The following is a 20,870-nucleotide window of genomic DNA, read 5'->3' on the forward strand; positions in this document are numbered from 1 at the left end:
TCCGGCTGCCGCGCCCTTCTTACTTCTCTTTCTTTCCTGACTGACGCTGCTGACTCACGACCTTCAGTAACGCATTCACTTCCTTGTCCGCAAAAATCTCCTCCAGCGTTTTGCTCAGCTTGCGTCGCCAGTTAGGGTACTGATCCACCGTACCCGGCACGTTAACCGGCGTGGTCATTCCGAGCCAGTCCTCCGGTTGTAGCCCCAGCAGCGCACTGTCGGTATCCGCCAGGAAGCGATGGATCGCCCGGTTCAGCGCAGGCGTCATAGCCAGCTTCTCCGCCTTCTTCTGGCTGCGAGCCGGTAAGGCACCCGCCTGCTGCAGCGCATCCAGCAGCGCCTGCTTCTGTGCGGCACGCTGCTCATGTAACGCTTTTACCGCATCGCCCGGATAAAGACCCAGCTTCTCGCCCAGTTCCAGATCGCCCTGCTCCCAGAAGCCGGTCAGCGTCGGCAGATCATGGGTACTGGCGCTGGCGATAGACTGACGTGGATAGTCTTCAGGGGCGCGATAGCGCTCATCTTTCTCCTGCTCAAACCACAGCACCTTCCATGAAAAGACGCCGCTTTTACGCAGCAGGCTGACGATCTCCTGAGGCACGGTGCCGAGGTCTTCGCCAATCACCATACAGCGCAGCCGGTGGCTCTCCAGCGCCAGAATAGCCAGCAGATCGTTGACCGGATAGGCCACATAAGCACCTTTATCCGCCGTATCTCCGGCTGGCACCCACCACAGACGCAGCAGCGACATCACATGGTCGATACGCAGCGCGCCACAGTCACGCATATTGGCGCGCAGCATGTCGATAAATGGCTGATAGGCGCGCGCCTGCATCACATGCGGATCCATCGGCGGTAAGCCCCAGTTTTGTCCCAGCGGTCCCAGACGGTCAGGCGGTGCGCCCACCGAGGCCTTGAGGCGATAAAGCTCCGGGTCGTGCCAGGTCTCCGCACTGCCTTCCGCCACGCCCACCGCCAGGTCACGGTAGAGACCGACACTCATGCCCAGCGCCTGACTGTGCGCCCAGCAGCCTGAGAACTGCTGCTGCGCCAGCCATTGCAGCCACTGCCAGAAGGCGATCTCCTGTTCATGCTGTTCACACCACTGCTGCACTTCCGGCGACTGACTGTTGCGCCACGCCTCTGGCCAGGCAGGCCAGCCGCCCTGCTGCGACTTGTCTGCCTGCCGCTCCAGCTGTATGCCATCGTAGGCAGCCTGATAGCGCAGGCTGTCACCGCCGTCACGCACAAAAGCAGCAAAGGAGAGAGGCTCTTCGCTCTGGCTGTCACGCGCCTGAAAGTGTGTCCAGGCATGGCGCAGCGCCGCCAGCTTCAGCGCCATCACGGCTTCGTAGTCAACCTGCTCCGCCTCACGTGCTTTGGTCAGCGCCTTCTGTGTTTTCGCGCTTTTCCACCATTTCTGCGCCGCCGCGCTTTGCTGAAAATCGGTCACCTGACTGACGTCGATATAGATTACGTTCAGCCAGCGGCGCGATGACGGACTATACGGGCTGGCAAAACCGGCGCTGGCGGGATAGAGCGCATGCAGCGGATTCAGCCCGACGAAATCGCCGCCGCGTTCAGCCAGCTGCACCAGCAGTTGATCGAGATCGCCGAAGTCGCCGATGCCCCAGTTCTGTTCAGAGCGCACGGTATAAAGCTGAACCAGTGCACCCCAGCGTTTTTCTCCGGCCTCCAGCGCCGGAGGCAGATAGCAGCGGCGCGGTGCGACGATAACCCGCGTCTGCCAGCTTTTCTTTCCTTTAGTGAGCGTCAGCTGGTGATAACCCTGGGTCAACGGTCCCGGCAGCGTAAAAGGCTCCCCGGCGGTTAACTCACCGCTGTGCTGTTTGCCCTTTTCAGTCTGCAATTGCCAGCTGTAAGTGCCACTGCCCTGAGCCGTCAGCTGTCGCTTACTGCTGCCGCTGAACACCGCGACCGGCGGCAACGGGGATTTACTGGCCTTCTGCGGTTCTGCCATCACCGCCAGCAGTGCGCGTTTGGTCTCATCGCTGACAGCCTCTTTCCTGCCGTTGACGTCGATGTAATCCAGTGAAATGCCTGCGGCACGGGCGGCCTGATCGAGTGAATTTTGCTTCATTGCTGCTCCTTAGCGCGGTGCCTGCCAGATACGTTGCTGATAGTCACGAATGGAACGGTCCGAACTGAACATGCCGGTTCGTGCCGTATTGAGGATGGCGGCGCGGGTCCAGCCTTCGGGGTCACGCCATAGCGCTTCCACCCGTTGCTGCGCCTCGATATAGGCCTGGAAATCGGCCAGCACCAGCCAGGGATCGCCGTGTTTCGTCAGGCTTTCCAGCATCAGGTCAAAGGCGTGCTTATCCCCGTCGCTGAATTTGCCCTTCTCCAGCGATTTCAGTAAATCGTCCAGCGGCTTGTTCTGCTTACGCACCTTTTTCGGGTTGTAGCCTTTCGCCTTGAGCGCCTTCACCTCATCCACGGTGTGACCGAAGATAAAGATGTTCTCCTCGCCCACCTGTTCGGCAATTTCGACATTAGCTCCATCCAGCGTGCCAATCGTCAGCGCACCGTTCAGCGCCAGCTTCATGTTGCCGGTGCCGGAGGCTTCATAACCGGCGGTGGAGATCTGCTCAGAGAGATCCGCTGCCGGGATCATCTGCTCGGCCACGGTGATACGGTAGTCGGGGATAAACACCACTTTGAGTCTGTCGCCAACCCGCGGATCGTTGTTCACCACCTCCGCCACTTTGTTAATGGCGTAGATGATATTTTTGGCGAGGTAGTAACCCGGCGCGGCCTTAGCCCCGAACAGGAATACCCGTGGTGTAAAGGTGACATCTTCCGGTTTATTACACAGCGTCTGATAGCAGTAGAGGATATGCAGCAGGCTGAGATGCTGGCGCTTGTACTCATGCAGACGCTTGATCTGCACATCGAACAGCGCAGCCGGATTCACGATGATGCCGGTGTGCCGCGCGATATACTTTGTAAGCTGCGCTTTGTTCTGCTGTTTGATGCTGCGATAGCGCTGACGAAACGCCTGATCGTCGGCATAAGCCTCCAGACCGATCAATGCATCAAGGTTATTGGCCCACTCGGTTTTCAGCGTCTCATCAATCAGACCGGCCAGCGCCGGGTTACACTGCTTCAGCCAGCGACGCGGCGTAATGCCGTTGGTGACGTTATGGAATTTTTGCGGCCAGAGCTGGTGATACTCCGGGAAGAGATCGCTGACCACCAGACGGGAGTGCAGCGCCGCCACGCCGTTGACCGCAAAGCCGCTGACGACGCAGAGATTGGCCATCCGCACCTGACCGTCAGCCACCACCGCCAGCTTGTGCCACATCGCTTTGTCATCCGGCCAGCGCTGCTTCACCTGCTTCTTCAGTCGCTGATTAATCTCTTTAATAATCAGCATGTGGCGCGGCAACAGGCTGCGCATCAGCTTCTCATCCCAACGCTCCAGCGCCTCCGGCATCAGCGTGTGGTTGGTGTAAGCAAACAACCGGCTGGTGATCTGCCATGCTTCATCCCAGCTCAGCTGATGCTCATCCAGCAGCACGCGCAGCATCTCCGGAATGGCAATGGTCGGATGGGTATCATTGAGCTGGATCACTTCGAAATCCGGCAGGCTGTGAATGCTGCGCCCCGCCAGATGGTGACGGCGCAGAATATCGGCCACCGCACAGGCGCACTGGAAATATTGCTGCATCAGGCGCAGCCGCTTGCCAGCCTGATGGTTGTCATTGGGATAAAGAACCTTGGTGAGCTTTGCCGCTTCGATACCGGGCTGCTCCGCCTGCAGGAAGTGGCCGTCATTAAAGGCGGTGAGATCAAACGGATGCGCGCTCACTGCCTGCCACAGGCGCAGCGGCAGCGTCACGCCGTTGCGGTAGCCGGTGACCGGCAAATCCCAGGCCTCACCGCGCAGCGTAAAATCGGGATGCCAGCGTACACCGCCGTTTTCCAGTTTTTCTACCCGACCGCCCATCGCGACGTCAACATCCAGCGCCGCGTTGTGACGGAACCAGGGATAGCGTTCGCGCTGCCAGTCATCGGGCGCTTCAATCTGCTTACCCTCGTCAAAAGACTGGCGGAACAGGCCGTACTGGTAATTCAGTCCATGGCCGGTGGCGGACTGCCCTACCGTTGCCATTGAATCCATGTAGCAGGCGGCCAGCCGTCCCAGCCCGCCGTTGCCGAGCGCCGGATCGACCTCCTGCTCCAGCAGTTCGGTTAAATCGAGCTGCTGCTCAGCCAGCGCCGCTTTAACCTCGTCATACCAGCCGAGATTCAGCAGGTTGTTGCCGGTCAGACGGCCTATCAGAAACTCCATCGACAGATAATTAACGTGACGCTGCTGCACCGCCGGACGCGGTGCCGGTTGGGCGGCCAGCAGTTCGGCCAGCGCCGCGCTCACCGCCTGCCACGCCTGGTGCGGGGTCATCTGCTGTGCGGAGAGGAGACTTAACTGCTGCCACTGGCGGGTCAATGCGGCGTTAAAACGGGCTTTATTAAATTTTTGCTGCGGCATATCACTCCCTTCTGTTACGCAATGAGGTGAAGCAAAAATAGAAAGCGCACGGGCTGGCAACCGGGTGCCAGCAACCGTTAAGTAAAGACGTGAGTGAGGAAAAAAGCGACAGCAATCAAAGAAAAACGCCAGCCGGGCGGCTGGCGTAGCAGGAATCAGCAGAGTTCGAGGTGAACCTCATGCTGCTCAATCACTTTCATAACGCTGGCGGGCGGCATTTTGTCGGTGTAGAGATAGTCCAGCAGACTCATGTTACCCAGGTTAACCATGGCGTTACGGCCAAACTTCGAGTGATCCACCACCAGCATCACGCAGCGTGAATTTTCAATGATGGCACGCTTGGTGCGGACTTCGTGATAGTCGAACTCCAGCAGCGATCCATCCATATCGATGCCGCTGATCCCCAGGATGCCGTAATCGAGCCGGAACTGGGAAATAAAGTCGAGCGTCGCTTCCCCCATCACCGCGCCATCGCGGGTCCGTACTTCACCGCCTGCGATGATCACCCGGAAGTCGGGTTTGCCCATTAACAGCATCGCCACGTTAAGATTGTTGGTCACCACACGTAAATCGCTGTGGTTGAGCAGCGCGTGCGCCACCGCTTCCGGCGTGGTGCCGATGTCGATAAACAGCGTGGCCCCATCCGGGATCTGGCTGGCAACACGCTGCGCAATCCGCGCTTTTTCCGCTGACCACATCATTTTACGATCGTGCCAGGCGGTATTCTCAGAGCTGGAAGGAAGCGCCGCGCCGCCGTGGTGACGCTGAATTTTGTTCTGATCGGCCAGATCGTTGAGATCGCGACGAATGGTTTGCGGGCTGACCTCAAAGTGATCCACCAGCTCCTCAGTACTGACATATCCCTGACGACGGACTAAATCGATAATCGCATCATGACGTTGCGTCTGCTTCACGTTCCTCTCCTGTTAACCCGCTTATATCCTGTCTAACGACGCGTGACGTGACGCGTATCCACCAGCGCCATCGCCAGCCCGACGACCAGACCGGCGACGTGCGCCGCGTTAGCAATCGCCAGACCAAAGACGCCGAACCAGCCAATCACCAGCCAGACCAGCGCAAATCCGATCAATCCCCTTTCAAGATAGACGCCGCTGTCAGGATCGCGCTCACCGCGCAGCCAGCAGTAACCCATCAGCGCATACACCACGCCAGACAGACCGCCAAACCAGATGCCGCTGAACTTCGCCTGCAGCCAGCCGCTGAGCAGCGCCGAAATCAGCATAATCACGAACAGTTTGCCGCTGCCAAGGCGCTTTTCGACCGCGCCGCCGAGATACCACCACCACATCAGATTAAACAGGATGTGCAGCAGTGAAAAGTGCAGCAGCGCATGGCTGAACCAGCGCCAGACCTGCAGATGCTGGTCGGCATCCGGCCAGGAGAGCCAGGCCATCACGGTCTGATCGCCCATCACCTGCATCAGAATAAACACAGCGATACAGAGCACCATCAGGGACATGGTCAGCGGACCGGCCCGCTCGCGGATATTCGCCCAGATGTTGCTACGCTCATAGCGCAGACCGCTGTCAGTCTTGCCGCTGTGCCAGCTGGCAGCCTGATAACGCGGATGGTTAGGGTCGTGCAAAAACTGCTGAAGTTCGTTTTCGACCACTGAGATCTTGCTCTCGTCATCCAGCATGATGACGTAGTGATTTTCATGCTCGATGCGCAGCGTGATGCCCTGCGTCGCCATGTAGTCCACAAACGCCTGCGCCATGCGTGGCTGATTAAACTGGGTAATGCGCATCATTAACTCTCCATGTGACGGGCTGCAATTTATTCACTGCCGAGGGCAACCTGCTGAGGAAAAGCGGCACGCCAGGCATCAAAGCCGCCATCAATGCTGTAGGCCGCGCTGAAACCCTGTCCCAGCAGATATTGCGCCGCGCTTTTGCTGCTGTTGCCGTGATAGCACATTACCAGTACCGGCAGGCTGTGGTCTGCGCCACTGACAAAGTCGCTGAGGTTGGTGTTGGTCAGATGCAGCGCGCCTGCCGCATGGCCCAGGGCATAACTTTGCGGATCGCGGATATCCACCAGCAGTGCACCCTCAGCCAGATGCGCCTGCGCCTGCTGCACGTTAATACATTCGAACATTTCCATGGAATCTCTCATAACAGCGTCGTCGTAATGCTGCGTAGTGTAACCCGAGAATCCACGCCGATAACCTGACAATCGTTACGGCTATCTGTTTTTTTGGTGGGCAGAATGTTAGCTATATCACGCAAAAATGTTTTTACCCGGTTAAAAGCTGGCGTCAATGTTGGTTTGCGATTATTATTATGCTCGAAAACGAACATTAATGAACTATTCCGAACATCGGAGGAGATGACGTGGAAACCAAAGACCTGATCGTGATCGGCGGCGGCATCAACGGTGCCGGCATTGCAGCAGACGCTGCAGGACGCGGACTGTCGGTGTTAATGCTGGAGGCGCGGGATCTGGCTTGCGCGACCTCCTCTGCCAGTTCAAAACTGATTCACGGCGGCCTGCGCTACCTTGAACATTACGAATTCCGTCTGGTCAGTGAAGCACTGGCCGAGCGCGAAGTCCTGCTGAAAATGGCCCCGCATCTGGCGTTCCCGATGCGCTTCCGTCTGCCGCACCGTCCGCACCTGCGTCCGGCATGGATGATCCGCACCGGCCTGTTTATGTATGACCATCTCGGCAAGCGTACCAGCCTGCCAGGCAGTAAAAGTCTGCGGTTTGGCGCAGATTCGGCCCTGAAGCCGGAGATTACGCGCGGATTCGAATATTCTGACTGCTGGGTCGATGATGCCCGCATGGTAGTACTGAATGCGCAGGAAGTGGTGAAGCGTGGCGGTGAAGTCCGTACCCGCACCCGTGTAACCCGTGCCTGGCGCGAAGGTGGCTTGTGGAAGGTTGAAGCGGAAGATGTCGATACCGGCAAAACCTTTACCTGGCAGGCGAAAGGCCTGGTCAACGCTGCTGGCCCATGGGTTAAGCAGCTGTTTGATGACAGCCTGAAGCTGAAATCGCCTTACGGTATCCGCCTGATCAAAGGCAGCCACATCGTGGTGCCGCGCGTTCATACCGAGAAGCAGGCTTATATTCTGCAGAACGAAGATAACCGTATCGTGTTTGTCATCCCGTGGATGGATGAGTTCTCCATCATCGGCACCACCGATGTGGAGTACAAAGGCGATCCTAAAAACGTCAATATCGACGACAACGAGACCGAATACCTGCTGAAAGTGTTCAACGGGCACTTTAAAAAGCAGCTGACCGCTGACGATATCGTCTGGTCTTACTCTGGTGTGCGTCCGCTGTGTGATGATGAATCCGATTCACCGCAGGCGATCACCCGTGACTACACGCTGGACGTACGCGACGATAATGGTCAGGCACCGCTGCTTTCCGTATTCGGCGGCAAGCTGACCACCTATCGTAAGCTGGCGGAACATGCGCTGGAAAAACTGGTGAAATACTACCCGAACGCCGGTCCGGCCTGGACCAAAAACTGCGTGTTGCCGGGTGGCAATATCTCCGGCACCCGTGAGGATTATGCAGCCAGTCTGCGTCGTCGTTATCCGTTCATCAGCGAAAATATGGCGCGTCATTTCTCGCGCACTTATGGCAGCAGTACGGAAACCCTGCTGGCTGGCGCGAAAAGTCTGGATGACCTGGGTGAGAACTTCGGACACGAGTTCTACGAAGCCGAACTGCGCTACCTGGTGCAGCATGAGTGGGTGCGTGAACTGGATGATGCTATCTGGCGTCGTACCAAACAGGGTATGTGGCTGACCAAAGAGCAGCAGGCTCGCGTTGCCGAGTGGCTGGCAGCGAAAGCAAAACCCGTTCTGTCACTGGCCTCCTGAACAGAGACTTAAAATACAGAAAGCAGGCTTCGGCCTGCTTCTTTTATGGCATATTCACCGGATAAACGTTCAGAATCCTCACGCTCCAGGATTAACGCTAGCTGAATATTAAGCATGGCTGAATATTTATATTGATAATTAATTACGACCAGCAATATTCACCACTGTAACTTTTACTTCATCTTTCTCAGTCTACACTTAACCCTTCGCTTATCTCTCTCCCCCTCTTTCTCTATCGTTACCTTAAATCTAACGTTCAGTTTTTTTGCTTAATTGAACGATGCATTAAGAAAGCTCAGACTTCCCTCAGCATAAACGAAGCAACAGCGATTCTAATCAGGAGGTTGAAATGAACACAGGCCAAACGCCTGCCCGGGAGTGGAACACACGCCGCAGTGAAAAAGCGCGCCGTATAGCTTCCTTTCCCCTTAATGGCAAAGTCATTCCTTCAGAAAGAGCTACCGAAGCACTGGAAACACTCATTGCACCAGGCGACCGCGTGGTGCTTGAAGGGAATAACCAGAAACAGGCTGACTTCTTATCCCGCACGCTGGCAGCGGTGAATCCGGCAAAGATTCACGACCTGCATATGATTATGCCCAGCGTCGGCCGCAGTGAGCATCTCGATATTTTTGAAAAAGGCATCGCCCGCAAACTCGACTTCTCTTTTTCCGGTCCGCAAAGTCTGCGCATGTCTCAGCTGTTACAGGATGGCCAGCTGGAAATCGGCGCTATCCATACCTATATCGAACTCTATTCCCGCCTCTATGTTGATCTCAGCCCGAATGTGGCGTTGATTGCCGGTTACAAAGCTGACCGCAAAGGCAACCTCTATACCGGCCCGAGTACCGAAGATACCCCGGCACTGGTGGAAGCCGCCGCGTTTCGTGACGGTATCGTGATAGCCCAGGTCAATGAACTGGTCGATGACGAAACCGACCTGCCTCGCGTCGATATCCCCGGCTCCTGGATTGACTACGTCGTCGTCGCAGACAAACCGTTCTTTATCGAACCGCTGTTTACCCGCGATCCGCGCCTGATTAAACAGGAACATATCCTGATGGCGATGATGGCGATTAAAGGCATCTATGCCGAACACCAGGTGCAGTCGCTGAACCACGGTATCGGTTTTAATACCGCCGCGATTGAACTGCTGCTGCCAACCTACGGCGAGCAGCTCGGCCTGAAAGGCAAAATCTGTAAGCACTGGACGCTGAACCCGCATCCGACGCTGATCCCGGCGATTGAGAGCGGCTGGGTCGAGAGCGTGCACTGCTTCGGCGGTGAGCTGGGGATGGAAGAGTATATCCGCGCCCGTCCCGACATCTTCTTTACCGGCAGCGACGGCTCAATGCGCTCTAACCGCGCCTTCTGTCAGCTGGCCGGCCAGTACGCAGTTGATATGTTTATCGGTGCCACCCTGCAGGTTGATGGTCTGGCCAACTCCTCTACCGTGACGCGTGGTCGTCTTTCAGGTTTCGGCGGCGCACCTAACATGGGTCACGATCCCCATGGCCGTCGTCATGCAACGCCCGCCTGGCTGAACATGATCACCGAGCCAGACCCGATGCAGCGCGGTAAAAAACTGGTGGTGCAGATGGTCGAAACCTTCCAGGCAGGCGCGAAACCGACCTTCGTTGAAACCCTGGATGCGGTTGAGGTCGCCAAAACCTCCGGTATGCCGCTGGCACCGGTCATGATTTACGGCGATGACGTGACCCATGTGCTGACTGAGGAAGGCATCGCCTATCTCTATCGCGCAGAAAGTCTTGAAGAGCGTCGCGCTATGGTCGCTGCCGTTGCGGGCATTACCGACATCGGCCTGGGTGTGGATGCGGCACGCGTCGCAGCCCTGCGTAAAAGCGGCAAAGTGGTCTACCCGGAAGATATGGGTATCCGCCGCTCTGACGCCACGCGTTCACTGCTGGCAGCGGGCAGCGTCGCTGACCTGGTTGAATGGTCAGATGGCCTGTACAACCCACCTGCTAAATTCCGGAGCTGGTAAATGAAACTCCTGTCACAGACTCAAGCCGAGGCGCAGTCCAGCCAGCTGGCGACGATGGCGCGCGATTGTCTGATCGATGAAGCACGCCTGAGCCCTAAGCCGGGTCTGGTCGACAGTCGGGGAAACGGCGCGCATCAGGATCTGACGCTGGCGCTAATGGAGCGTTCCGCTCACAGCCTGATGCCAGCTTTTCTGGCGCTGGCCCGTCACAGCTGGCTGCGTCCCGCTGATATCGCCCTGCGCGAAACGGTAGGCCGCCTGGGCCGTGACGGTGAGCAGCAGATGATGGCGGCAACCGGCGGCGTTAACACCCATCGAGGCGCAATCTGGGCGCTGGGCTTGCTGGTGAGTGCCGCGGCCATGCACGGTGGCGCTGCCAGTGCCGACCAGCTGACCCGCACCGCCGCCGCACTGGCCAGCCTGCCCGACCGGGCTGCGCCAAAGCTGTTCAGCAAAGGGTTAAAAGCAATGCACCGCTATCAGGTGCCCGGCGCACGCGAAGAGGCGCAACAGGCGTTTCCTCACGTGATGAAGCTGGCGCTGCCGCAGCTGCTGACCAGCCGGGCGGTGGGTGCCAGTGAAAGTGAAGCCCGTCTTGATGCGCTGATGGCGATCATGACCTCGCTCAGCGATACCTGCGTGCTGTCACGTGCGGGTATGACCGGACTAGACGCCATGCAGCAGGGCGCACGCGCCGTACTGCTGGCGGGAGGCTGCCGCACAGCTGCAGGTCAGGTGGCACTGTCGCAGCTTGACCGGCGCATGCTGGCGCTCAATGCTTCGCCTGGCGGGGCCGCCGATTTGCTGGCCGCGACGCTGTTTATTGATCGGGTCTGCTCGCCTGAACATTCTTATTTTTAGAGGCCATTATGGAACACATCACATTATCTTTACCTGCTAACCGCCTGCTCAATGGCAGAGCGCTGGCCGGGGTCGTTGGTTCCGGTGATATGGAAGTGCTGTACACCGCAACTGAAGGCCAGACACTGAACATCGATATCACCACCTCACTGGATAACAGCGACGCTCGCTGGAAGGCGCTGTTTGACCGCCTGAACTTAATTAACGGCCTGCCCGCAGGAAAGCTGATTATTCACGATTTCGGCGCGACACCCGGCGTAGCGCGTATCCGTATTGAACAGGTTTTTGAAGAGGTGAGCCATGCGTAACGATGCCAGTTTTATTGAATTACGGGCCCGTGAACGCGCCCATGCGCTGCTGGATGCAGGCAGCTACCGCGAACTGCTTGATCCCTTTGAAGGCATTATGTCGCCATGGCTGGCCCCGCAGGGCGTGGTGCCTCAGTCAGACGACGGCATGGTGGTCGCACGCGGCACCCTGAACGGTCAGCCTGCCGTGGTGGTTGCCATTGAAGGCACCTTCCAGGGCGGCAGCATGGGCGAAGTCTCCGGGGCGAAAATGGCGGCAGCGCTGGAGCTGGCGGCGGAAGACAATCGCAACGGCATTCCGACTCAGGCGGTGCTCTGCCTGGAAACCGGTGGCGTGCGCTTGCAGGAAGCGAATCTTGGCCTGGCGGCGATTGCGGATATTCACGCAGCGATTGTCGATCTGCGTCGCTACACCCCGGTTATCGGCATCGTCAGCGGCACCGTTGGCTGCTTCGGCGGGATGTCTATCGCTGCCGCACTCTGCAGCTACCTGATTGTCACGCGCGAAGCCCGTCTGGGACTGAACGGTCCACAGGTCATTGAGCAGGAAGCAGGCATTGAAGAGTATGACTCGCGCGATCGCCCGTTTATCTGGAGCATGACCGGCGGCGAAATCCGCTACGCCAGCGGCCTGGTCGATGCGCTGGTGAGTGACGGCATCAACGCGGTAAAAACCGCCATGAATGAGTTTATTGCCAAAGGCGTTCCGGCTCAGAACCGCAGCGATAACTATGCCGATTTCCTGTCACGTCTGTCGCAGTTTGATACCCGCCAGCAGGCGGATACCGCGCAGATTAAACAGCTTTTCGCCCGGGAGGAGAAATAATGACTCAGACAAGCAGCCGCGGTGCAACCTGGCTGGAAAAACTCGCACCCAATGCACAGCGTCTTAGCGGCCTGTGTGCCTCTGTTCAGGTGGCTGACGGCCAGCTCAATGGCGAAAACGTCCGCTTTATTGCCGTCGTGCCCGATCCACAAAACCACTATCCGCGCGCCGCGCAGGGTGAAGTCGGTCTGCTGGAGGGCTGGACGCTGGCGAAAGTGGTGAATGAAACGCGCGAAGCAGACAAAAACAGTGCCGTAAAACGTCCGATTGTGGCGGTGATTGATGTGCCAAGTCAGGCCTATGGCCGCCGCGAAGAGGCATTTGGTATTCATCAGGCGCTGGCGGGTGCAGCGGGGGCGTATGCCAACGCACGCCTTGACGGTCATCCGGTGATTGGCCTGATTGTCGGCAAAGCGATGTCCGGTGCGTTCCTGGCACACGGTTATCAGGCTAACCGACTGATTGCGCTCAACGATCAGGGTGTGCTGGTGCATGCCATGGGCAAAGCATCGGCGGCGCGTATTACGCTGCGTTCCGTGGAAGCGCTGGAAAAACTGGCTGCGACCATTCCACCGATGGCTTACGACGTAAATAACTTCGCCACGCTGGGCCTGCTCTCCGATCTGCTGAACGTGGGCAATCCTGATGCGCCGTCTGACGCCGATGTGGCGATGGTTGAGATTGCGCTGCACAAGGCGATCAGCGACGCTCGCCAGGATCCGAGCCTGAAAAGCCGCCTCGGTGCCTCCAATCGTCACAGCTCCTCCCTGGTTCGCGAACGTATGCGCGCGGCCTGGTAATTAACTAAAAAAATAAACCTGCCGAAACCGGTCTGACGGGGCGCATCGCTAATTGCGCCCCGGAGCAGTGGCCGTGTTCAGAATTATAAACATCGCTGTTTTTTAAAGAGTTCTTCTTAAATACAGGTGATTTATGATTTATATAATTGTTCATGCCCTTGCTCCGATCTTTGTCATTATGCTGCTGGGTTTCTGGGCCGGTAAGGCCGGAATGGTCAACAACCAAGATGTCTCTCTGCTTAATATCTTCGTGATGGATTTTGCACTGCCCGCCGCGCTGTTCAGCGCCACGGTTCAGACACCGTGGCCAGGCATTGTGGCGCAGTGGCCGCTGATTGTGGTGATCACCGGTGCAATGTGGATTACCTATGGCACCGTCTATTTCCTTGCGACCAAAGTGTTCAAAAAGTCACCGCAGGATGCGGCCGTTCTGACGCTGACCGTGGCGCTGCCTAACTACGCCGCACTGGGACTGCCCATTCTGGCCAGCGTGCTGGGTGAAAATGCGGCCACCTCCCTCTCCGTGGCGGTGTCGATTGCCTGTGGTTCAGTGCTGCTCACCCCGCTGTGCCTGCTGATCCTGGAACGTGAAAAGGCGTTTGCCGCAGGTACCGAACACGGTTCAACGCTGAAAATGCTGCCGATCCTGATGTGGCGTTCAGTAAAAAAACCTATCGTGATGGGACCGTTGATTGGGGTGGTTCTGTCAGCGCTGGGCGTTAAAATGCCGGATCTGGTGCTGGCCGCGATCAAACCGCTGGGCCTGGCGGCCACCGCCGCTGCGCTGTTCCTGACGGGTGTCATCCTCTCTGCGCGTCAGCTGAAACTCAACGCCGTCGTCGGCGTCGGTACTGTGGCTAAGCTGCTGATTCAGCCCTTTATCGCCTGGGGTCTGGTACTGGCGCTGGGACTTAACGGTTCAGTCGCCATCACCGCTATCCTGATGATTGCGCTGTCGGCCGGTTTCTTCGGCGTGGTGTTCGGCAACCGCTTTGGCGTGCAGTCACCCGATGCTGAAGCCGTGCTGCTGTTAAGCTCAATTCTGTGTATTTTATCGTTACCGCTGTTCATCACGCTGACATCAGGAATGTAATATGAGTGCGCCGCGCCCCCACGATCTGCTCTGGCTGCGTCACAGTGACGCGTTAGCCGCGGTTAAAGAGAGCTGGGTCAGCCCGTTCTGGCATCCCGATCTGCCGGTGGTGGTACGGCGCGACCACCGTGAATCCGGTCTGATTCCGGTGGGTGTGCGCGGTGAACGACGTGAGCAGCGCGCCGCCGGCTGGATTAGTCCAGCCGATATTGTCCGGATGGTGACGCCAGAGAGGCTGGCAGAACGGACATGGCTGCTGGATTCACCCTTTACCGCTTATGCGCCGGTTCGCGCGGCGATTGCGCTCAGCGAGACTCTCTGGCCCTGGCACTGGGGCATTACCGGCAGCACCGGTTATGCGCTGGCGACGCAGCGACTTGTGCTGCACGCTGCCAGCGATCTTGATTTAGTGATCCGCGCGCCAGAGCCAATGCCACGCGATGCGCTGCAACAGTGGCTGACGCAGACTGACGCACTGGACTGCCGGGTAGATACCCAGGTCGAAACGCCGTCTGGCGCGTTTGCGCTGAACGAGTGGCTGCGTGAGGGTCGCGTGCTGTTAAAAACCGATACCGGACCGATACTGACCGCTTCACCCTGGAGCAGGGAGAATCCATGAAAATACTCTTTACCTTTCCCGGCCAGGGCACCCAGCGTGCCGGGATGCTGCAGCATCTGCCCGACGGCGACGCGGTGTTAAACAGCGTGCGAGCGGTACTGGGCGACGAGACCGACCGGCTCGACAGCACTGATGCGCTGCGCCACACCCGCGCCGTCCAGCTCAGTCTGCTGATTGCGGGAGTCGCCTGGGCGCGCGAGCTGATCCGCCGTGGGGTGAAACCGGACATCGTCAGTGGTCTGTCGATTGGTGCATTTCCCGCTGCGGTGATTTCCGGCGCGCTCGATTTCAGCGACGCCCTGCGGCTGGTGGCGTTGCGCGGCGATCTGATGGAACAGGCTTATCCGCAGGGATATGGCCTGACCGCGATCACCGGTTTAACGCTGAGTCGTCTTGAGAAACTGCTGGCTGGCAGCAATACCTACATCGCCAACCTGAATGCGGAAACGCAGATTGTCATTGCCGGTCGTGACGAGGATATGGCTGTCGTGGCGCAGAAAGCACTGGATGCCGGTGCCAGTAAAGCCGTTAAACTCGCGGTGAGCGTGCCGTCGCACTGCGCGCTGCTGGATAAACCCGCCGCTGAACTGGCGCGCGCATTTGAGTCCGTCAGCCTCTCGCGGCCCGATTGCGCTTACCTCAGCGGCTCCACCGGACGGGTGATTTGGGAGCCGGAAAAGATTGCTGACGATCTCGCCTTTAATATGGCGCGCACGGTGCAGTGGAATGATGCGATGGTTTCAGCTAATCAGCGCGATGCCCGACTGGCGATTGAGATGCCGCCTGGCAATGTGCTGACCGGCCTGACGCTGCAGGCGGGCTGGCAGGGCGAAGCGATTTGTCTGGAGCGTAACAGTATCGACGTTGCGCTGCATCTGGCTAAACGACTCAGTCAGTAAGGCTGCGGGCGTACATCCGCCCTTCTGCCGCCAGGGCCAGCAGGTCATTATCGCGTTCGCGACGATGTGAGTAGACAATCGAGATCTGCTGACGCATCTGATAAGGCTCAGCCAGCGGCAGCAACTGAATGTTGTTTTCATACACCTTCTTCATCCGTCCCGGGATCAGCGCCAGGCCGATGCCCGCCTGCACCAGGCTTATCATTGAGAAGATGTCATTTACCTGCGTGACCATGCGCGGTTCAAATCCGGCTATCTGAAACGCCTCCTGCGAACCGGTATAGGTGGCAAATCCCTCAGCCAGTGAAACAAAATCACGGTCGGCAAAATCACGCAGATCCACCGGGCCGGTTCCCTCCCGCGTCTCCCCGGCTGGCGCGGCCAGAAAGATACGGTCTTCAAACAGCGGAATCACATCAAAATGCGCATCGCTGAGTTCGCCGTCATCGGTGGCGATCAGAATGGCATCCAGCGCGTCATCTTCCAGCATGTTCAGCAGCATCTGATTGGAGCCCATGGTCAGATCAAGCTCCAGCGTGGGCCGGCGCAGTTTCATGCCCATAATCAGTCGGGGGATGGTTTCAAGCGTCAGCGAGTAGAGCGTGCCAAGCCGCAGACGACCCACACCGATACCCGCCACCTTGCGCGCCTCTTCAATACCTTTACCCATCAGGGTGGTCACGTCACGACAGTAGTCCAGCAGCGTCCAGGCGGCAGGCAACGGCACCAGGTTACGGCCTTTGTGGATAAACAGCGGACAGTCGATGCCCTCTTCCAGCGTGTGCAGCGCGCGGTGCACGCTGACGCTGCTCAGGGCCAGCGCTTCCGCCGTGCGGGCGATATTCCCTTTGCTCATAAACATCATAAAGACGCTGAGCTTGCGAAAGGTAATTTCCTGATTGATGTTGTCACTCATGGGCCGCGGTTGCCTGTCGGGTCGTTTTGCTTTCCCGCATAGTAGCGATTCTCAGCCAGGGTGTAATGATCTGGCTCGCTCTGCGGGCAGATACAGGCACAGAAATCATGAGACGCTGAACCCTGTGAAAAAGGGTGAGGGATGGCGGGAGGGTCTGAAGAGAAGATGGCAATGTGGCGGCCGGTTACCCGGCCGCACAGAACGTCAGAAAGGCGTACTGCCCGGACCCTACAGCCTTATTGGTGTAATGTTCCAGATCTCATCGGCGTACTCCTGAATGGTACGGTCCGACGAGAAGTAGCCCATGCCGGCGATATTTTTCGCTGCGCGGCGCTGCCACTCATCCGGTTTACGATAGAGCGCATCCACCTTATCCTGGGTATCCACATAACTGCGATAATCCGCCAGTAACTGGTAGTGATCGCCGAAGTTAACCAGAGAATCGAACAGATTGCGGTAGCGACCCGGATCCTGCGGGCTGAATACGCCAGAGGCAATCTGAGTCAGCACCTGATGCAGCTCATCGTCCTTTTCGTAATAGTCACGCGGGTTATAGCCGCCCTTACGCAGCGCTTCGACCTGCGGCGTGGTATTACCAAAGATAAAGATGTTCTCTTCCCCGACGTGATCCAGCATCTCAACGTTGGCGCCATCCAGCGTACCGATCGTCAGCGCACCGTTCAGCGCAAACTTCATGTTACTGGTGCCGGACGCTTCCGTCCCTGCGGTCGAGATCTGCTCAGAGAGATCGGCCGCCGGGATAATGATCTGCGCCAGGCTCACGCTGTAGTTCGGGACGAAGACCACCTTCAGTTTGTTCTTCACCTGCGGATCGTTGTTGATCACATTCGCGACATCGTTGATCAGATGAATGATGTGCTTGGCGACGTAATAAGCCGACGCTGCTTTACCGGCAAAGATATTCACGCGCGGCACCCAATCCGCCTGCGGATCGGCCTTGATACGGTTGTAACGGGTGATCACATGCAGCACGTTGAGCAGCTGACGTTTGTACTCGTGAATACGCTTGATCTGTACATCAAACAGCGCGTTCGGGTCGAGCACCACATCCAGATTCTTCGCTACCCAGTCGGCCAGCCGACGCTTGTTCTGATGCTTGGCAACCGCGACTTTTTCGATAAACGCCGGATAGTCGATCTGGGCTTTCAGCTCATCCAGCTGGCTGAGATCGGTACGCCAGTTGCGACCAATCTCCTCATCCAGCACCTCTGACAGCGCCGGGTTCGCCAGCGCCAGCCAGCGACGTGGAGTGACGCCGTTGGTTTTGTTGCAGAAGCGGCCCGGGAACAGACGGGAGAAGTCGGCAAACAGTGACTGCACCATTAAATTGGAGTGCAGCTCTGACACGCCATTCACTTTATGACTGACGACGACGGCCAGCCAGCCCATGCGTATCCGGCGTCCATCGTTTTCGTCGATGATCGAAATGCGCGACAGCAGATCCAGGTCATCAGGATAGTGATCCTGAATCGTCTTGAGGAAGAAGTCGTTAATCTCGAAAATGATGCTGAGGTGGCGCGGCAGGATCTTACCGATCATATCGACCGGCCAGGTCTCGAGCGCTTCGGTCATCAGCGTATGGTTGGTATAGGAGAAGACCTGACAGCAGACGTCGAAAGCGCTGTCCCAGCTGAATTTATGTTCGTCAATCAGCAGGCGCATCAGTTCGGGGATCGCCAGCACCGGATGGGTATCATTCAAGTGAATGGCGATCTTGTCCGCCAGGTTGTCCCAGGTCTGGTGCATCCGCCAGTGGCGATTCAGGATGTCCTGCACGGTCGCGGAGACCAGGAAATATTCCTGACGCAGACGCAGCTCACGGCCTGAATAGGTGGAGTCATCCGGGTAGAGCACGCGCGACACGTTTTCAGAGTGGTTTTTATCTTCCACCGCCGCAAAATAGTCACCCTGGTTGAACTTGCCGAGGTTGATTTCGTTGCTGGCCTGCGCACCCCACAGTCTTAGGGTATTGGTGGCATCCGTGTCGAAGCCCGGAATGATCTGGTCATAGGCCATCGCCAGGATCTCTTCGGTCTCCAGCCAGCGCACCTTCGTGCCTTCATGCTGAACGCGACCGCCAAATCGTACTTTGTAACGGGTATTGAAACGCTGGAATTCCCACGGATTACCATATTCGAGCCAGTAATCCGGCGACTCTTTCTGCTCACCTTCCACGATGTTCTGTTTGAACATGCCGTAATCATAGCGGATGCCATAACCGCGGCCCGGCATGCCCAGCGTCGCCAGCGAATCGAGGAAACAGGCCGCCAGGCGACCCAGACCACCGTTGCCCAGCCCCGGATCGTTCTCCTCTTCCATCAGCTCGGCCAGATCCAGACCCATCTCATCCAGTGCCTGGTTGAGATCGTCATAGATCCCCATCGCCAGCAGCGCATTCCCTAACGTGCGGCCCATCAGGAACTCCATCGACAGGTAATAGACCTGGCGGACATCCTGAGAGAGCTGAGCACGGCTGGAACGCAGCCAGCGCTCCACCATCCGGTCGCGCACTGCCAGCAGCGAGGCGTTGAGCCACTCGTGCTTGTTGGCGATCGAGGGATCTTTGCCGATAGTGAACATCAGTTTGTAGGCAATCGAATGCTTTAAGGCATCAACCGTCAACGTTGGTGAGGCGTAAGTGAAAGGTGCATTCATATCCAGTTTTCCCAATCCGTTACATCAAACGTTGGTAGAGATCACGGTAGGCTTGTGCGGCCACCTGCCAGCTAAAGTCCATGCCCATCGCCTGACGCTGAACGTAACGCCACAGTGAAGGACGGGACCACAACACAAACGCGCGCCGGATGGCCCGCAACAGCGACCAGGCGTTGGCATCTTCAAAGCTGAAGCCACTGGCGATACCGTCGGCCAGGTTCTCCAGAGAGCTGTCATTGACGGTATCTGCCAGCCCGCCGGTGCGGCGCACTAACGGCAACGTACCATACTTCAGGCCATAAAGTTGAGTCAGGCCGCAGGGCTCAAAGCGACTCGGCACCACGATCACATCCGCGCCACCGACAATGCGATGGGAGAACGCTTCGTGATAGCCAATCTGCACACCCACGCTGCCCGGATGCTCCGCCGCTGCCGCCAGGAATCCCTGTTGCAGCTCGGCATCACCCTGTCCCAGCAGCACCAGCTGTCCGCCCTGCGCCAGCAGGCCAGGCAGCGCTTCCAGCACCAGGTCCAGGCCTTTCTGTTTAGTCAGTCGGCTGATCACGCAGAATACCGGCGCTTTATCATCCACCTTCAGCCCCATCGCCACCTGCAGCTGCCGTTTGTTTTCCGCTTTCGCTTCCAGCGTGTCGCGGTTATAGCGCGCACTCAGCAGCAGGTCGTGCGCCGGGTCCCAGATAGAGGGATCGACGCCATTGAGGATCCCGCTAAGACGGCCTTCCCGCATCCGCTGCGCCAGCAGGCTTTCCATGCCATAAGCAAATTCGGCAGAGGTAATTTCATGAGCGTAAGTCGGGCTCACCGCCGTAATGTGGTCAGCGTAAAAGAGTCCCGCTTTCAGGAAGGAGATCTGACCAAAGAACTCCAGCCCATGCATGTTAAAGAACGACCACGGCAGGCCAATCTCATCCATGTGATGCGCCATGAACAGCCCCTGGTATGCCAGGTTATGTACGGTGAAGACGGATTTAGCCGGACGACCACGCGCTTCCAGATAGGCGCAGGTCAGGCCAGCATGCCAGTCATGCGCATGCACGATCTCAGGACGCCACATAGAGTCCATGCCGCACGCCAGTTCACAGCCGACCCAGCCCAGCAGCGCAAAGCGCAGATAGTTGTCGACATATGCAAACTGCGACTCGTCATGGTAGGGACTGCCGGGACGATCGTAGAGGCCGGGCGCATCAATTAAGTAAATGCCCACACCATTAAATTCACCAAATAGCAGACGTATATGACCGGCAAATGTCTCTCGCTCCGTCACTACCTGGAGATCGGGTATGCCTTTGCGCAATGCGGGAAAAGCGGGCAACAGTACCCGTGTATCCGTGCCGCCCGCAATCTGCGCCTGAGGTAATGCCCCGACTACATCAGCCAGTCCGCCCGTTTTCAGCAGCGGGAAAAGTTCTGAACAGACATGTAAAACCTGCATCCTCGACCTCATTAAGTTATCCGGCACGCTCCGCGTGC

General features: G+C 57.8%; 17 protein-coding genes. 9 read left to right on the forward strand and 8 right to left on the reverse strand.

Going from position 1 to position 20,870, the window contains the following annotated elements:
* Nucleotides 1-19 precede the first annotated feature (19 nt).
* From malQ to glpE, 5 genes are all read right to left on the reverse strand, one after another.
* Complete coding sequence (gene malQ / locus AC6I8E_RS17090) at nucleotides 20-2,101, reverse strand: 4-alpha-glucanotransferase (protein ID WP_095706580.1); 2,082 nt, start codon at nucleotides 2,099-2,101, stop codon at nucleotides 20-22.
* Nucleotides 2,102-2,110: 9 nt separating this feature from the next.
* Nucleotides 2,111-4,516 (reverse strand): maltodextrin phosphorylase, encoded by a 2,406-nt coding sequence (malP, locus tag AC6I8E_RS17095; RefSeq protein ID WP_095706579.1) that lies wholly within the window; start codon nucleotides 4,514-4,516, stop codon nucleotides 2,111-2,113.
* A gap of 155 nt (nucleotides 4,517-4,671) precedes the next feature.
* Entirely contained in the window at nucleotides 4,672-5,430 is a 759-nt protein-coding gene (locus AC6I8E_RS17100) for a DeoR/GlpR family transcriptional regulator (RefSeq protein ID WP_013359303.1), read from the reverse strand.
* Between the two features lie 32 nt (nucleotides 5,431-5,462).
* Nucleotides 5,463-6,284, reverse strand: coding sequence for a rhomboid family intramembrane serine protease GlpG (gene glpG / locus AC6I8E_RS17105; protein ID WP_013359304.1), 822 nt, complete (start codon nucleotides 6,282-6,284; stop codon nucleotides 5,463-5,465).
* Between the two features lie 29 nt (nucleotides 6,285-6,313).
* Entirely contained in the window at nucleotides 6,314-6,640 is a 327-nt protein-coding gene (gene glpE / locus AC6I8E_RS17110) for a thiosulfate sulfurtransferase GlpE (RefSeq protein WP_049788879.1), read from the reverse strand.
* Between the two features lie 230 nt (nucleotides 6,641-6,870).
* On the opposite strand from glpE, the gene glpD reads away from it, so the two are divergent.
* The 9 genes from glpD (at nucleotide 6,871) to mdcH (ending at nucleotide 15,787) form a co-directional block, all read left to right on the forward strand.
* Nucleotides 6,871-8,376, forward strand: coding sequence for a glycerol-3-phosphate dehydrogenase (glpD, locus tag AC6I8E_RS17115; protein ID WP_013359306.1), 1,506 nt, complete (start codon nucleotides 6,871-6,873; stop codon nucleotides 8,374-8,376).
* Nucleotides 8,377-8,725: 349 nt separating this feature from the next.
* Nucleotides 8,726-10,381 carry a malonate decarboxylase subunit alpha gene (gene mdcA, locus AC6I8E_RS17120; protein ID WP_195857614.1) on the forward strand — a complete coding sequence of 552 codons (1,656 nt, stop codon included), beginning with the start codon at nucleotides 8,726-8,728 and terminating at the stop codon, nucleotides 10,379-10,381.
* A complete protein-coding gene (locus AC6I8E_RS17125; RefSeq protein WP_013359309.1) occupies nucleotides 10,382-11,242 on the forward strand; it encodes a triphosphoribosyl-dephospho-CoA synthase in 861 nt (286 codons plus the stop codon).
* 8 nt (nucleotides 11,243-11,250) lie between these two features.
* The gene (gene mdcC, locus AC6I8E_RS17130; protein WP_033784182.1) at nucleotides 11,251-11,550 is read left to right on the forward strand and encodes a malonate decarboxylase acyl carrier protein; all 300 of its coding nucleotides are present in this window, start codon (nucleotides 11,251-11,253) and stop codon (nucleotides 11,548-11,550) included.
* A complete protein-coding gene (locus tag AC6I8E_RS17135; protein ID WP_013359311.1) occupies nucleotides 11,543-12,376 on the forward strand; it encodes a biotin-independent malonate decarboxylase subunit beta in 834 nt (277 codons plus the stop codon). Before mdcC ends, AC6I8E_RS17135 begins: the two co-directional genes overlap by 8 nt.
* On the forward strand, nucleotides 12,376-13,176 hold the full coding sequence (gene mdcE / locus AC6I8E_RS17140) for a biotin-independent malonate decarboxylase subunit gamma (RefSeq protein WP_013359312.1): 801 nt from the start codon (nucleotides 12,376-12,378) through the stop codon (nucleotides 13,174-13,176). Before AC6I8E_RS17135 ends, mdcE begins: the two co-directional genes overlap by 1 nt.
* Nucleotides 13,177-13,309: 133 nt before the next feature.
* Nucleotides 13,310-14,269, forward strand: coding sequence for an AEC family transporter (locus tag AC6I8E_RS17145; RefSeq protein WP_201252171.1), 960 nt, complete (start codon nucleotides 13,310-13,312; stop codon nucleotides 14,267-14,269).
* 1 nt (nucleotide 14,270) lies between these two features.
* Entirely contained in the window at nucleotides 14,271-14,888 is a 618-nt protein-coding gene (locus AC6I8E_RS17150; protein WP_497824251.1) for a malonate decarboxylase holo-ACP synthase, read from the forward strand.
* Nucleotides 14,885-15,787 carry a malonate decarboxylase subunit epsilon gene (mdcH, locus tag AC6I8E_RS17155; protein WP_095706574.1) on the forward strand — a complete coding sequence of 301 codons (903 nt, stop codon included), beginning with the start codon at nucleotides 14,885-14,887 and terminating at the stop codon, nucleotides 15,785-15,787. The genes AC6I8E_RS17150 and mdcH overlap by 4 nt, the downstream gene beginning before the upstream one ends.
* Here mdcH and AC6I8E_RS17160 read toward each other — a convergent pair.
* From AC6I8E_RS17160 to glgA, 3 genes are all read right to left on the reverse strand, one after another.
* Nucleotides 15,777-16,703, reverse strand: a complete 927-nt coding sequence (locus tag AC6I8E_RS17160; RefSeq protein WP_033784187.1) for a LysR family transcriptional regulator — start codon at nucleotides 16,701-16,703, stop codon at nucleotides 15,777-15,779. The two genes, mdcH and AC6I8E_RS17160, sit on opposite strands and share 11 nt — an antisense overlap.
* A gap of 228 nt (nucleotides 16,704-16,931) precedes the next feature.
* Nucleotides 16,932-19,379 carry a glycogen phosphorylase gene (gene glgP, locus AC6I8E_RS17165; RefSeq protein ID WP_013359317.1) on the reverse strand — a complete coding sequence of 816 codons (2,448 nt, stop codon included), beginning with the start codon at nucleotides 19,377-19,379 and terminating at the stop codon, nucleotides 16,932-16,934.
* 19 nt (nucleotides 19,380-19,398) lie between these two features.
* Complete coding sequence (gene glgA, locus AC6I8E_RS17170) at nucleotides 19,399-20,832, reverse strand: glycogen synthase GlgA (RefSeq protein WP_013359318.1); 1,434 nt, start codon at nucleotides 20,830-20,832, stop codon at nucleotides 19,399-19,401.
* Nucleotides 20,833-20,870: the final 38 nt, after the last annotated feature.

This window comes from Pantoea sp. X-Soil-YNGN-785, from assembly GCF_059730585.1.

What these genes read in the sequence shown, in the direction of transcription:
- malQ (WP_095706580.1), bottom strand. Translation starts at nt 2,101, where the DNA reads ATGAAGCAAAATTCACTCGATCAGGCCGCCCGTGCCGCAGGCATTTCA.
- malP (WP_095706579.1), bottom strand. Translation starts at nt 4,516, where the DNA reads ATGCCGCAGCAAAAATTTAATAAAGCCCGTTTTAACGCCGCATTGACC.
- glpG (WP_013359304.1), bottom strand. Translation starts at nt 6,284, where the DNA reads ATGCGCATTACCCAGTTTAATCAGCCACGCATGGCGCAGGCGTTTGTG.
- glpE (WP_049788879.1), bottom strand. Translation starts at nt 6,640, where the DNA reads ATGGAAATGTTCGAATGTATTAACGTGCAGCAGGCGCAGGCGCATCTG.
- mdcA (WP_195857614.1), top strand. Translation starts at nt 8,726, where the DNA reads ATGAACACAGGCCAAACGCCTGCCCGGGAGTGGAACACACGCCGCAGT.
- AC6I8E_RS17125 (WP_013359309.1), top strand. Translation starts at nt 10,382, where the DNA reads ATGAAACTCCTGTCACAGACTCAAGCCGAGGCGCAGTCCAGCCAGCTG.
- mdcC (WP_033784182.1), top strand. Translation starts at nt 11,251, where the DNA reads ATGGAACACATCACATTATCTTTACCTGCTAACCGCCTGCTCAATGGC.
- AC6I8E_RS17135 (WP_013359311.1), top strand. Translation starts at nt 11,543, where the DNA reads ATGCGTAACGATGCCAGTTTTATTGAATTACGGGCCCGTGAACGCGCC.
- mdcE (WP_013359312.1), top strand. Translation starts at nt 12,376, where the DNA reads ATGACTCAGACAAGCAGCCGCGGTGCAACCTGGCTGGAAAAACTCGCA.
- AC6I8E_RS17145 (WP_201252171.1), top strand. Translation starts at nt 13,310, where the DNA reads ATGATTTATATAATTGTTCATGCCCTTGCTCCGATCTTTGTCATTATG.
- AC6I8E_RS17150 (WP_497824251.1), top strand. Translation starts at nt 14,271, where the DNA reads ATGAGTGCGCCGCGCCCCCACGATCTGCTCTGGCTGCGTCACAGTGAC.
- mdcH (WP_095706574.1), top strand. Translation starts at nt 14,885, where the DNA reads ATGAAAATACTCTTTACCTTTCCCGGCCAGGGCACCCAGCGTGCCGGG.
- AC6I8E_RS17160 (WP_033784187.1), bottom strand. Translation starts at nt 16,703, where the DNA reads ATGAGTGACAACATCAATCAGGAAATTACCTTTCGCAAGCTCAGCGTC.
- glgP (WP_013359317.1), bottom strand. Translation starts at nt 19,379, where the DNA reads ATGAATGCACCTTTCACTTACGCCTCACCAACGTTGACGGTTGATGCC.
- glgA (WP_013359318.1), bottom strand. Translation starts at nt 20,832, where the DNA reads ATGCAGGTTTTACATGTCTGTTCAGAACTTTTCCCGCTGCTGAAAACG.